Consider the following 12,638-nt stretch of genomic DNA (forward strand, 5'->3'; position numbering starts at 1 on the left):
ACGTCAGCGGCCGCGGAGGTTGCCGCGCATGCCCTTCATCGAGGTCGGGACGGGGCCCTTCGGGATCGGCATGGCGCCGCGGGTGGCGTCGACGGCCTTGAGCCGGTTGAGGATGTCGGTGATCTCGGGGCCGGCGACGTTACGGCCGAGCTTGGTGACGTGCTTGGTCAGCTGCGGCAGCGGCACCTCGTCCTCACCGTTGCCGGCGACGACGGTCGTGATCGGCACCTCACCCAGGACCCGGGCGTGGGTGCGCTTGGTGCTGGCCAGCAGCGAGCGGACCTTGCTCGGGCTGTTGCCCTCGCCGACGAGGACGACTCCCGGAGGGCCGACCACGCGGTGGACCAACGTCTGGCTGCGCGGCTCGACACCCACGGCCTGGGTGACGGTCCAGCCTCGGCGGAGCATGGTCAGGGCGGCGTACCCGCCACCGACCTGGCCCTCGAGCCGGGAGTACATCACCTTCTGCGCGCGCCGCGAGAAGACCACCATGGCGGCGAGGAGGCCGGCCAGCAGGGCGCCGACGATCGTGAAGATCCAGGAGAAGATGCCCTCGCCGGGCAGGAGCCAGAAGATCACGCCGGCGACCGCGGCGACGACCACGAAGATCGAGCCGAGGATGAGGCCGATCTTGGGATCTGACTGCTTGGTGAGCTTGTAGGTCTCCACCATCTGCTGGCGGCGACTCATGGTGCTCGGGTCGGTCTGGGACATCTTCCTCTTTCAGTCTTCAGATTTCGTACGCTGCGTCAGGCTGTGGCGGCAGCGGTGTCTCGCGCCTCGATCGCCTGACGGTACAGCCGACCGGCGCGGTAGGACGAACGAACGAGCGGTCCGGACATGACGCCGGAGAAGCCGATCTCCTCGGCCTCGGCCTGGAGCTCGATGAACTCCTCGGGCTTGACCCAGCGCTCGACCGGGTGGTGACGCACGCTCGGACGCAGGTACTGCGTGATCGTGATCAGCTCGCAGCCGGCCGCGTGCAGGTCGCGCAGCGCCTCGGAGACCTCCTCGCGGGTCTCACCCATGCCGAGGATCAGGTTGGACTTGGTGACCAGGCCGAAGTCGCGGGCCTGGGTGATCACGTCGAGGCTGCGCTCGTAGCGGAACGCCGGACGGATCCGCTTGAAGATCCGCGGGACGGTCTCGACGTTGTGCGCGAGCACCTCGGGACGCGACTCGAAGACCTCGGTGAGCAGCTCGGGGATGCCGTTGAAGTCGGGGATGAGGTTCTCGACGCCGGTCTCGGGGTTGAGCTCGTGGATCTGCTTGACCGTCTCGGCGTAGAGCCAGGCACCGCCGTCGGCGAGGTCGTCGCGGGCGACACCGGTGATGGTCGCGTACTTCAGGCCCATGGTCTGCACGGACTCGGCGACGCGGCGCGGCTCGTCGCGGTCGAGGTCGGTCGGCTTGCCGGTGTCGATCTGGCAGAAGTCGCAGCGCCGGGTGCACTGGTCGCCGCCGATGAGGAAGGTGGCCTCGCGGTCCTCCCAGCACTCGAAGATGTTGGGGCAGCCGGCCTCCTGGCACACCGTGTGCAGGCCCTCGGACTTCACCAGCGCGGTGAGCTCCTTGTATTCCGGCCCCATCTTCGCTTTGGTCTTGATCCACTCCGGTTTGCGTTCGATCGGAGTCTGCGCGTTGCGGACCTCGAGACGGAGGAGCTTGCGACCTTCTGGGGCAGGAGCTTGAGTCACCCCACAAGGGTACGCCGCGTGGTGGTGGAACCTCGAAGGCAGGCGGCTACTGGTCGGTCACACCGTCCCCGCCGGCTCAGCCCAGGCTGGGGGAGAGGAGCGGGACGCGCGGGGTCTTGGCCGGGTCGGGCTTCGGCTCCAGGCTCGGGCCCTGCTCGTAGTCGCGCCAGGAGAGCATCTCGGCGACCTGCTCGTGGAGCACCGGCATCGCCTCGGCGTTGCCGATCTGCCGCCCCGCCTCGATCGAGAGGGTGGTGACCCCGGCGTCGGAGATCCCGCACGGCACGAACCGCTCGTACCAGCCCAGGTCGACGTCGCAGTTGAGCGCGATGCCGTGCATGGTCACGTGCTGGCTGACCCGCAGCCCGATCGCCCCGACCTTGCGCTCCAGGCGGCCGACGCCGTCCGGGGTCTCGCCCGCGGGCAGCCACACACCGCTGCGGCCCGGGACGCGGTAGGCGGTGACGCCGAACGCGGCGCAGGTGCGGATCATCGCCTGCTCCAGGCGGCGTACGAAGTCGACGACCTTGACCTTCTCCGGCAGCCGCACGATCGGGTAGGCGACGATCTGGCCGGGGCCGTGGAAGGTCACCTCGCCGCCGCGGTCGACGTCGATCACCGGGGCGCCGCCGGGATCCGCGGGCCGGTCCTCCGGCTTCGTACGCTTCCCCGCGGTGTAGGTCGGTGGGTGCTCGAGCAGCAGCACGGTGTCGGGCTCTTCGCGGTCCACGACGCGCTGGTGGATCTGCTTCTGCAGCTCCCAGGCGTCCAGGTAGTCGATCGTCCCGACCTCAGCGAAGCGCAGCTCAGTCACACCGGCGATCGTACGCCGGGTCGGATAACGGTTTGGCGACAACCCCGCGAGGGTAAAGAGATTGTGCGCAGAATGCGCTGTTTCGACTGGCCGCGCTCGGGAGCGATCGGTCTTCGGATCCGTCTTGAAAGGCACACAGACGTGCGTACCACCCAGAATCGGCGCCGCCTCGCGGCCGGCGCCATCGCTCTCGCTGCGATGTCCACCTTCGTCGCCTGCGGCAGTGAGGGCTCAGCAGAGTCAGACCCCACGGGCTCAGACGCTGCGCCCGCGATCGACCCCGGAACGAAGCTGTCCGAGGATGAGGCCGAGAAGCTCATCGACAGCGCTGTCGACGCGATGCCGACGGTCCACGTGGAGATCGGCGTCAAGGCCGTCGAGGACGGAGTGAGCGTCAACGCCGCGACGGTAGGCGACTACCAGAGCGAGCCGGTCGCGTACCAGACGCAGCTGACCGCGGAGCAGGACGGCACCGAGACGGTCATGGAGATCATCGCCGTCGGTGAGACCACCTACCTTCGGATGGATGACGACAAGGAGTGGATGGAGGACGACGGCATGCTCAGTGGGATGGTCGCAGCGTTGATGCCGAACCCGTTCACCCTTGTCGACGCCGTGCGCGACGAGGTTGGCGACGACTCGACCACCTACGTCGGCCAGGAGGAGGTCGACGGTGCCGACCTCGCCCACTACACCTTCGCAGTCGGCGAGGACATCACCGGCGAGGACGCGGGCGACCTCGAGGGCTGGTTCGACGCCAAGGGCCGGTTGACCCGCCTCTCTCTGCCCATGGACGAGGGGAACGAGATCAACGTCGATCTCACCAAGCACGGCGAGAAGGTCACCATCACCGAGCCGGCGGCCGAGGAACTGATGGACGGCGCCTGAGGCGTACGGTCGAATGAAAAGACGCCCCGGAGCCAGTGGCTCCGGGGCGTCTCCGTTCGCTCAGAGCTCGAACTGAGCAGCCTCGAGGCGCTTCTTGACGTCCTGGAGGAAGCGGCCGGCGTCGGCGCCGTCGACCAGACGGTGGTCGTAGGTCAGCGCGACGTGGACCATGTAGCGCACCGCGATCGTCTCGCCGAGGTCCGGGTCGTCGATGACGACCGGGCGCTTCACGACCGCACCCGGGCCGAGGATGGCGACCTGAGGCTGGTTGATGATCGGGGTGTCGAAGAGCGCACCGAACGAACCCAGGTTGGTGATCGTGAAAGTGCCGCCGGAGAGCTCGTCCGGGGTGATCTTGTTGTTGCGCGTGCGGTCGGCCACGTCCGCGATCTTCTTCGCGATGCCCGCGATCGAGAGGTCGCCCGCGTCCTTGACGACCGGGGTCAGCAGACCGCGCTCGGTGTCGACGGCGAAGGCGATGTTCTCGCGGTCGTAGTAGGTCACCGTGCCGGCCTCGACGTCGATCCCGGCGTTGAGCTTCGGGTGCACCTTGAGCGCGTCGATCGCAGCCTTGGCGAAGAACGGCAGGTAGGTCAGCTTGACGCCCTCGCGCTGCAGGAACCCGGCCTTGTTGGCCTCACGGAGGCGGGCGATGTTGGTGACATCGACCTCCATGACCTGGGTCAGCTGCGCCGCGGTGTGCAGCGACTCGGTCATCCGCTCGGCGATCACCTTGCGCAGACGCGAGATCTTCTCGGTCGTGCCACGCAGCGGCGAGGGGGCCGCGGGGGCGGCGGTCGAAGCGGCCGGAGCCGCCGAGGCTGCCGGAGCGGCGGCTGCCGGGGCAGCAGCCGGAGCCGACTTGGCGGCGGCCGCCTGGAGGATGTCCTCCTTGCGGATGCGGCCACCGACGCCCGAACCCTGGACGGTCTCGAGGTCGACGTTGTGCTGCGCCGCGAGCTTGCGTACGAGCGGGGTCACGTAGCCGCCCGGCTGGATCGCGGGGGAGCCCTCGGTGGACGGCGCGGCGTGAGCCGGGGCCGCGGGAGCGGGAGCAGCAGGAGCAGCAGCGGGGGCCGCCGGAGCGGCAGGCGCGGGTGCCGCGGCGGCCGGAGCGGGCTCGGGAGCGGGCTCCGGGGTGGGCTCCGCGGCAGGAGTCGGCTCGGGCTCGGGTGCGGACTCCGGGGCCGGGGCGGCGGGCGCGGACTCGGCAGCCGGAGCGGCGCCGGCGTCACCGACGAGCGCGAGCACGGCGCCGACCTCGACGGTCTCGTCCTCGGCGACCTTGATCTCGAGCAGGGTGCCGGCGACCGGCGACGGGATCTCGGTGTCGACCTTGTCGGTGGAGACCTCGAGCAGCGCGTCGTCGACGGCGACCGTGTCGCCGACCTGCTTGAGCCAGCGGGTGACGGTGCCCTCGGTGACCGACTCACCCAGCGCGGGCAGAGCAACCTCGGTGGCGTTGCCGCCGGCGGCGGGCGCCGGAGCGGCCGGAGCGGCGGGCTCGGCCGGTGCGGCGGGAGCCTCCGGCTCGGCCGGGGCAGCCGGTGCCTCGGGCTCGGCGGCCGGGGCAGGAGCGGCAGCCTCGGCGGGCTCGTCCGCGGGCGCGGCGGGCGCGGCCGGAGCGGCACTGGCCTCGTCGTCGGCGCCGATGACGGCGAGCAGGCCACCGACCTCGACGGTGTCGTCCTCGGCAGCCTTGATCTCGAGCAGGGTGCCGGCGACCGGCGAGGGGATCTCGGTGTCGACCTTGTCGGTGGAGACCTCCAGCAGGGCCTCGTCGACCGCAACCGTGTCGCCGACCTGCTTGAGCCAGCGGGTGACGGTGCCCTCGGTGACGGACTCGCCGAGTGCCGGGAGAGTTACTTCGGTGGCCATGGGTTCCTTCGTTCTACGTCTGTTCGTTGCTCTACTTGTATGTCCGGACACGCGCGCCAGCACGCCCGAGCCGGATGGCTCGGGGAGCAGAAAGACGCGTCTGTCTGGGCCGACACCTGCCCGACGCACTCAGGATGCCGCCAGAAGGGCGGCCAAGGGCGTCGATCACGTGGCCCATCTTGTCACTACCCACGCAGCGCTGTGTCAACCGGACCACTACTGATCGGTAGCCATCTCGCGTACGTAGTCCACCAGTGTTGCCACCGCCACACCCGTGCCTCCGGGAGTGAGATGGCCGGAGGCGCCCCCACTGTTGAAGGACGGTCCGGCGATGTCGAGGTGGGCCCAGGGGAGACCGTCGGTGAACTCGCGCAGGAAGGCGGCGGCGTACAGCCCACCGCCCCAGCGGATCCAGTCGTGCTGGCTGAGGTCGGCCACCTTGGAGGAACGGATCCGCTCGTCCATCCATTCCGGGATCGGCATCGGCCACATCTGCTCGCCGGCGACGTCGGCGGCGGCGAGGACGCGGTCGACGACGTCCTCGGAGCCGAGTACGCCGCTGACCCTGTCACCCAGCGCCATCACCATGTGACCGGTGAGGGTGGCGACGTCGATGATCAGGTCGGGCGAGACCTCGGTGGCCCGTACCAGCGCGTCGGCGAGGACCATCCGTCCCTCGGCGTCCATGTTGGAGACCTCGACGGTGGTGCCGCCGTAGTGGGTGACCACGTCGCCGGGGCGGTAGGACGAGCCGGAGACCATGTTCTCCGCCATCGGCACGAACGCGGAGACCTTCACCGGCAGCCCGAGGCGGGCGATCGCGAAGGTCGCCTGGGCCACCGCGGCGGCACCGGCCATGTCCGACTTCATCGTGGACATCGAGCTGCCCGGTTTGATGGTGAGCCCGCCGGAGTCGAAGGTGATGCCCTTGCCGACCAGCGCGATGTGGCCGCGAGCGTCGTCGGGGGAGTAGGTGAGCTCGACCAGGCGCGGCTTGGCCGCCGAGCCCATGCCCACGGCCAGGATGCCGCCGCAGCCGAGCTCGGCGAGCTGTTCCTCGTCGAAGACGGTGGTCTCGACGCCCTCGACCAGCCCGGCGACGTGCGCGATGGCGTCGGCGAACGCCGGGGGAGTCAGGTCGGCGGGCGGGACGTTGACCCATTCGCGGGTGCCGGCGACCGCCTGCGCGAGGATCTGCGCCTCCTCGAAGGCGGTGACCGCGTCCGTACGCCGCGCGATCGAGCTCAGGATCGCGACGTCGTTCGGCCCGTTGCTCTCCGCGCCCGACTTGGCCGTGCTCGACTTGTAGGCGGTGTAGGTGTAGCCGCCGAGGACGTAGCCCTCGGTGACGGCACGCACGAGGTCAGGGGTGTCGGCCGGGAGGGAGACGGCGACGGAGGTCGCGTTGGGCACCGCGCGGGCGGCTGCGCCGGCGGCGCGGCGTACGGCATCGGAGGTGTAGGTGCCGTCTGCGTCGGGCTTGCCGAGCCCGACCAGCACCAGGAGCTGGGCGCCGATCTCGTTGCCCGCGGGCAGTCGGGTGACCTCGCCGGCCTTGCCGCTGACGCCGAGGGTGGCGAGCATCCCGCGCCACCGGCGACCGTAGGCGGCCTTGACGTCCTCCGCGCCCGCGGTGACCTCGACAGCCTTCGCGCCCTGGCCGATGCCGACGACGACCGCCTCGGCACGGGTCTTGGCGGGGGAGGCGGTACGCAGCGTGTAGGTGATGTCAGGCAGGGTCACGTCGTGCAGTCTAGGTGTGGCACGCCCGGAGGGGGCGCGGACCGGGGAGTGTCGCCCTGGTGCGATAAGTTCGCAGTATGGCTGAAGAGACCTCCACGGGGGGCGGGTCGGAGCTGCTCCAGTCCCCCCTGCACGAAAACCACGTCGGGCTCGGTGCGAAGTTCGCCGAGTTCGGCGGCTGGTCGATGCCCCTGGAGTATTCCGGGGTCGTCAAGGAGCACACCGCGGTCCGTGAGGCTGTCGGTGTCTTCGACGTCAGCCACCTGGGCAAGGTCATGATCAGCGGGCCGGGTGCGGCCGAGTTCGTCAACGCGTCCTTCACCAACGACCTTCACCGGATCAAGCCCGGCAAGGCCCAGTACACCTTGTGCTGCGACGAGGAGACCGGCGGCATCGTCGACGACCTGATCGCCTACTACCGCGACGACGAGCACGTCCTGATCGTCCCCAACGCCGCCAACACCCCGGAGGTCGTTCGCCGGCTCCGGGCGGCCGCGCCCGAGGGGATCACCCTCGCCGACCATCACCGCGACTACGCGGTGCTCGCCGTCCAGGGTCCCAAGTCCGACGAGCTGCTAGAGACGGTCGGGCTGCCGGCCGGTCACGAATACATGTCCTTCGTGGAGGCCGCCGCTCCCGACGTGCTCGGTGAGGAGATCGGCGTCGTCGTGTGCCGCTCCGGCTACTCCGGTGAGCGCGGCTACGAGCTGATCGTCGCCAACGAGGCCGCCGGCGCGCTCTGGGACGCGCTGCTGTCCCGGGGCGAGAAGCTCGGCGCGGTGCCGTGCGGCCTCGGCGCCCGCGACACCCTGCGCACGGAGATGGGCTACCCGCTCCACGGCCAGGACATCGCCCTCGACGTCACTCCCAACGAGGCCGGGCTCGGCTGGGCCGTCGGCTGGAAGAAGGACGCCTTCTGGGGCCGCGAGAAGCTGCTCGCCGAGAAGGAGGCCGGCCCCAAGCGAGCCCTGCGCGGCATCGTCGCCGTCGGCCGCGGCATCCCACGCCCACACATGACCGCCTCCCTGACCGCCGACGTACCGGTCGGCGAGGTCACCTCCGGCACCTTCTCGCCGACCCTGAAGAAGGGCGTCGGCCTCGTGCTCATCTCGACCACGGTCAACCCCGAGGCCGAGATCGGCATCGACGTACGCGGCCGCCGTGAGATCTTCCAGCTCACCAAGCCGCCCTTCGTCCCCTCGCACGTGCGGGAGGGCTGAGCGGTATGAGCGAGCGCCAGCGAGCGACCATCCAGCCATTCATGCCGCCGCGTCCGTATTCTGGCGCGTGCGCTACGGAGGTGGCGGCATGAGCATCCCCGACGTTCCTTCCGTGTTCAAGCAGCCGTCGGCCGCTGATCGCCCGTGGTGGTGGCAGCTCGTCGACGCCTCGGGCGCCGAGGTCTCCGTGGACGGCGACCTCGCCGGCCAGCGCTTCGCCAACCAGAGCGACGCCGAGTCGTGGGTCGGCGAGGTCTGGCAGGACCTCCTGGACGCGGGCGTGGCCGCGGTGGTGCTCTTCGAGCACGACCGCCAGGTCTACGGCCCGATGAAGCTCACCGCCTGACACCTCAGCCCACGACTAGGCTCTCGCGCGTGACTGACTACGAGTTCCGCCAGGTCGACGTCTTCACCGACGAGCCGCTGCTGGGCAACCCGGTCGCCGTCGTCCACGGTGCCGACGGCCTCACCGACGAGCAGATGGCTGCGTTCGCGCGGTGGACCAACCTGTCCGAGACCACTTTTCTGCTCGCTCCCACCGACCCGGCCGCGGACTACCGGCTGCGGATCTTCACGGTCGGCGGCGAGTTGCCGTTCGCGGGGCACCCGACGCTCGGGTCGGCGCACGTGTGGCTGGAGGCGGGCGGGGAGCCCCAGGGTGCGAGCCTGGTGCAGGAGTGCGGCGTCGGGTTGGTCGAGCTGCGTCGTGACGAGCGGATCGCCTTCGCCGCGCCCGAGCTGATCCGGGGCGGCGAGGTCGGCGAGGAGACCCTGGAAGGCATCGCGAGGGGGTTGCGGCTGGGTCGCGACGACATCCTGGACGCGCGGTGGTGCGACAACGGTCCGGGCTGGGTCGGGGTGCTGCTCGCCGACGCGGACGCCGTGCTGGCCGTCACGCCCGACCACGCCGCGCTGGGGGATCACAAGGTCGGGCTGGTCGGCGCCTACCCCGAAGGCAGCGAGTGCGCGGTCGAGGTCCGGGCGTTCTACCCGGCCGACGGGGTCGCCTTCGAGGACCCGGTCACCGGGTCGCTCAACGCCGCGCTGGGGCAATGGCTCGCGGGCTCGCAGCTTCCCGAGGCGTACGTCGCCTCGCAAGGGACCGTCATGAAGCGGAGAGGCCGTGTGCACGTCGAGCGGGTTGCGGACCAGGTGTGGGTGGGCGGAGACACACTGACCACCATCCGCGGGACCGTGAACCTCTGACCTAGGCTGGGGCCGTGCAGTCCTACCTCGATCTGTTGACCCGCATCCTCGACGAGGGCGTGGAGAAGTCCGACCGCACCGGGACGGGCACGATCAGCGTCTTCGGTCACCAGACCCGCTACGACCTCAGCGAGGGGTTCCCCCTGCTGACCACGAAGAAGGTCCACACCCGATCGGTCTTCGGGGAACTGCTCTGGTTCCTGCGCGGCGACACCAACGTGCGCTGGCTCCAAGAGCGGGGCATCACGATCTGGGACGAGTGGGCCGACGAGAACGGCGACCTGGGGCCGGTCTACGGCTACCAGTGGCGCTCGTGGCCGGCTCCGGACGGGCGTCACGTCGACCAGATCGCCAAGATCATCGACCAGATCCGGACCGACCCCGACAGCCGCCGCCACGTCATCAGCGCCTGGAACCCGGCCGACATCGACGACATGGCGCTGCCGCCGTGCCACACGCTGTGCCAGTTCTACGTCGCCGACGGCAAGCTGAGCCTGCAGCTCTATCAGCGCTCCGCCGATGTCTTCCTGGGGGTTCCGTTCAACATCGCCTCCTACGCCCTGCTCACCCACATGGTCGCCCAGGTGACCGGCCTCGAGCCGGGGGAGTTCGTGCACACCCTGGGCGACGCCCACCTCTACAGCAACCACCTCGAGCAGGCCCGCCTCCAGCTCACCCGCGAGCCGAGGCCGCTGCCGAGGCTGCGGCTCAACCCGGACGTCAAGGACATCGACGCCTTCGAGCTCGAGGACATCACGGTGGAGGGCTACGACCCGCACCCCGTCATCAAGGCCCCCATTGCCGTCTGAGGCCGGTCCCGAGGCAGCCCCTGCGCGCGTCGTCATGGTCGCCGCCGTCGCCGACAACGGGGTCATCGGCAACGGCCCGGACATCCCCTGGAAGATCCCCGGCGAGCAGGCTGAGTTCAAGGCGATCACGATGGGCCACACGCTCGTGATGGGCCGCACCACCTTCGAGTCCATCGGGCGCCCGCTCCCGGGTCGCACGACGGTCGTCCTGACCACCGACGAGCAGTGGGCGTACGACGGGGTGCTGGTCGCCCACGACATCGACACCGCCCTCGCCCTCGCCGCCGGGGAGCAGGGCGACACCATCATCGCCGGCGGAGCGCAGGTCTACGAGGCAGCGCTGCCGTACGCCACCGAGCAGGTCATCACCCGCGTCCATCTGGCTCCGGAGGGCGACGTCCTCTACCCGGCATTCGACCCGGCGGAGTGGGCCGAGACGAAGCGCGAGCCCCACGAGGCGTACGACCGGGTGTTCCTCGCCCGTGCCACCTGACGCGCGAGTAGGGCTCCCGCCCCTCTAAGGTAAACGTCATGGAGCTGCGCATCTTCACCGAACCCCAGCAGGGGGCGTCCTACGCCGACATCCTCGCCGTCGCCCAGAAGGCCGAGGAACTGGGGTTCGGGGCGTTCTTCCGCTCCGACCACTACCTGAAGATGGGCTCCGTGGACGGGCTGCCCGGACCGAGCGACGCGTGGACGACGCTCGCCGGCCTGGCTCGCGACACCAGCACCATCCGGCTCGGCACGCTGGTCACCTCGGCGACCTTCCGTCTCCCGGGCGTGCTTGCCATCCAGGCCGCCAACGTCGACGACATGTCCGAGGGCCGGGTCGAGCTCGGCCTGGGAGCGGGCTGGTTCGAGGAGGAGCACCAGGCGTACGGGATCCCGTTCCCGGCCCTGGGGGAGCGGTTCGACCGGCTGGAGGAGCAGCTCGAGATCATCACCGGGCTGTGGGCGACCGAGCCGGGGGAGACCTTCGACTTCAACGGGAAGCACTACACGATCAAGGAGAGCCCGGCCCTGCCGAAGCCGGTCCAGACCCGTGGCCACGCCGGCTCGATCCCGGTGATCGTGGGCGGTGGCGGCAAGAAGCGTACGCCGACGCTGGCCGCCACCTTCGCCGACGAGTTCAACGCCGCCTTCGTCTCCGTCGCGGAGTCCGAGGCGCTGTTCGAGAACGTCGGGCGCTTCGTCGAGGCAGCCGGCCGCGACGACTCGATCATCTACTCCGCCGCCCAGGTGCTCTGCGTCGGGCGCGACGAGGACGAGATCGCCCGCCGTGCGGAGGCGATCGGCCGCGAGCCCGCCGAGCTGCGTGAGAACGGTCTGGCCGGCACCCCGGACGAGGTGGTCGCCAAGATCAAGCGGTTCGAGGACGCCGGCGCCACCCGGATCTACCTCCAGGTGCTCGATCTGAGCGATCTCGACCATCTCGCACTCGTAGCCGACGAGGTCATGCCGCGCGTCTGACGATAGTCTGTACGCCATGACTGATGCTCCCCTCGGCACCGTGCTCTCCGCACTCGTCACGATGTTCAACGACGACGGCTCGGTCGACCTGGAGCAGACCCAGAAAGTGGCCAAGCACCTGGTCGACCACGGCCACGACGGCATCGTCGTCTCCGGCACCACCGGCGAGTCGCCGACCACCACCCCGGCCGAGGACGGCGAGATCCTGGCCGCGGTCAAGGACGCTGTCGGCGGCCGCGCCAAGATCGTGGCCGGCATCGGCACCAACGACACCCGCACCACCGTCGAGCTCGCCAAGCAGGCGGCGTCGATCGGCGCCGACGGCCTGTTGCTGGTGACGCCCTACTACAACAAGCCGGGCGAGCGCGGCATCCGCGAGCACTTCCGCACCGTCGTCGCTGCGACCGACACCCCGGTCATCCTCTACGACGTCCCCGGTCGCACCGGCTCCCCGATCACCGTCGACACCTACCGCGAGGCGATCACCTGGGACACCGTCGTCGCCGTCAAGGAGGCCGCCGGCGACTTCCCGCGCGGCACCCGGCTGCTCGACCTCGGCTACTCGATCTACTCCGGCGACGACGCTCTGACCCTCGCCTGGCTGGCGCACGGCGCCGTCGGCGTGATCAGCGTCGCCGCCCACGTGCTCGGCGACCAGACGCGGACGATGATCGACGCCTTCGCGGCGAGCGACATCGAGACCGCCCGCAAGACTTATGCGCGGATGCTCCCCGCGATCGACGCCATCATGGGCGTCCCGAACTACGGAGCCACCACTGCCAAGGCCGCTCTCGAGCTGACCGGCGTGATCGACAACCGCAACGTACGAGGGCCTCTGGTGGCGCTCGACGAGGACGAGGTCGAGGCGCTGCGAGCCGGGCTGGAGGCCTCTGGCCTTCTCTAGAAGGAACGC

13 protein-coding genes are annotated in these 12,638 nt (G+C 70.0%); 8 read left to right on the plus strand and 5 right to left on the minus strand.

Annotated elements, in window-relative coordinates; all coding sequences use genetic code 11:
* Positions 1-3: 3 nt before the first annotated feature.
* The 3 genes from ABZ796_RS17255 to lipB all read right to left on the minus strand — a co-directional run bounded on the left by ABZ796_RS17255 (position 4) and on the right by lipB (position 2,511).
* On the minus strand, positions 4-714 hold the full coding sequence (locus tag ABZ796_RS17255) for a DUF4191 domain-containing protein (RefSeq protein ID WP_357338438.1): 711 nt from the start codon (positions 712-714) through the stop codon (positions 4-6).
* A gap of 35 nt (positions 715-749) precedes the next feature.
* Entirely contained in the window at positions 750-1,697 is a 948-nt protein-coding gene (gene lipA, locus ABZ796_RS17260; protein WP_141805173.1) for a lipoyl synthase, read from the minus strand.
* Positions 1,698-1,773: 76 nt separating this feature from the next.
* Positions 1,774-2,511: a lipoyl(octanoyl) transferase LipB gene (gene lipB / locus ABZ796_RS17265; RefSeq protein ID WP_357338439.1), complete on the minus strand. Its 738-nt coding sequence runs from the start codon at positions 2,509-2,511 to the stop codon at positions 1,774-1,776.
* 141 nt (positions 2,512-2,652) lie between these two features.
* On the opposite strand from lipB, the gene ABZ796_RS17270 reads away from it, so the two are divergent.
* Positions 2,653-3,399 carry a hypothetical protein gene (locus ABZ796_RS17270; RefSeq protein ID WP_357338440.1) on the plus strand — a complete coding sequence of 249 codons (747 nt, stop codon included), beginning with the start codon at positions 2,653-2,655 and terminating at the stop codon, positions 3,397-3,399.
* A 60-nt stretch (positions 3,400-3,459) separates the two neighbouring features.
* On the opposite strand, the gene sucB is transcribed toward ABZ796_RS17270, so the two are convergent.
* Together sucB and ABZ796_RS17280 are read right to left on the minus strand one after the other, a co-directional pair.
* The gene (sucB, locus tag ABZ796_RS17275) at positions 3,460-5,277 is read right to left on the minus strand and encodes a 2-oxoglutarate dehydrogenase, E2 component, dihydrolipoamide succinyltransferase (RefSeq protein ID WP_357338441.1); all 1,818 of its coding nucleotides are present in this window, start codon (positions 5,275-5,277) and stop codon (positions 3,460-3,462) included.
* Positions 5,278-5,493: 216 nt separating this feature from the next.
* Positions 5,494-7,020, minus strand: a complete 1,527-nt coding sequence (locus tag ABZ796_RS17280) for a leucyl aminopeptidase (RefSeq protein ID WP_357338442.1) — start codon at positions 7,018-7,020, stop codon at positions 5,494-5,496.
* A 77-nt stretch (positions 7,021-7,097) separates the two neighbouring features.
* On the opposite strand from ABZ796_RS17280, the gene gcvT reads away from it, so the two are divergent.
* The 7 genes from gcvT to dapA all read left to right on the plus strand — a co-directional run bounded on the left by gcvT (position 7,098) and on the right by dapA (position 12,629).
* On the plus strand, positions 7,098-8,240 hold the full coding sequence (gcvT, locus tag ABZ796_RS17285) for a glycine cleavage system aminomethyltransferase GcvT (RefSeq protein WP_357338444.1): 1,143 nt from the start codon (positions 7,098-7,100) through the stop codon (positions 8,238-8,240).
* Positions 8,241-8,328: 88 nt separating this feature from the next.
* The gene (locus ABZ796_RS17290; RefSeq protein ID WP_176883497.1) at positions 8,329-8,586 is read left to right on the plus strand and encodes a hypothetical protein; all 258 of its coding nucleotides are present in this window, start codon (positions 8,329-8,331) and stop codon (positions 8,584-8,586) included.
* A gap of 29 nt (positions 8,587-8,615) precedes the next feature.
* Positions 8,616-9,446 (plus strand): PhzF family phenazine biosynthesis protein, encoded by an 831-nt coding sequence (locus tag ABZ796_RS17295; protein ID WP_357338446.1) that lies wholly within the window; start codon positions 8,616-8,618, stop codon positions 9,444-9,446.
* Positions 9,447-9,460: 14 nt separating this feature from the next.
* Positions 9,461-10,255 carry a thymidylate synthase gene (locus ABZ796_RS17300; RefSeq protein ID WP_357338447.1) on the plus strand — a complete coding sequence of 265 codons (795 nt, stop codon included), beginning with the start codon at positions 9,461-9,463 and terminating at the stop codon, positions 10,253-10,255.
* Positions 10,245-10,748 (plus strand): dihydrofolate reductase, encoded by a 504-nt coding sequence (locus tag ABZ796_RS17305; protein WP_357338449.1) that lies wholly within the window; start codon positions 10,245-10,247, stop codon positions 10,746-10,748. The genes ABZ796_RS17300 and ABZ796_RS17305 overlap by 11 nt, the downstream gene beginning before the upstream one ends.
* A gap of 38 nt (positions 10,749-10,786) precedes the next feature.
* The gene (locus ABZ796_RS17310; protein ID WP_357338451.1) at positions 10,787-11,725 is read left to right on the plus strand and encodes an LLM class F420-dependent oxidoreductase; all 939 of its coding nucleotides are present in this window, start codon (positions 10,787-10,789) and stop codon (positions 11,723-11,725) included.
* 16 nt (positions 11,726-11,741) lie between these two features.
* Positions 11,742-12,629 (plus strand): 4-hydroxy-tetrahydrodipicolinate synthase, encoded by an 888-nt coding sequence (gene dapA / locus ABZ796_RS17315; protein WP_357338452.1) that lies wholly within the window; start codon positions 11,742-11,744, stop codon positions 12,627-12,629.
* The last annotated feature ends 9 nt before the right edge of the window (positions 12,630-12,638 follow it).

The sequence above is a fragment of the Nocardioides sp. NPDC047086 genome, from assembly GCF_040643685.1.
In the GTDB taxonomy this organism is placed as follows: domain Bacteria; phylum Actinomycetota; class Actinomycetes; order Propionibacteriales; family Nocardioidaceae; genus Nocardioides.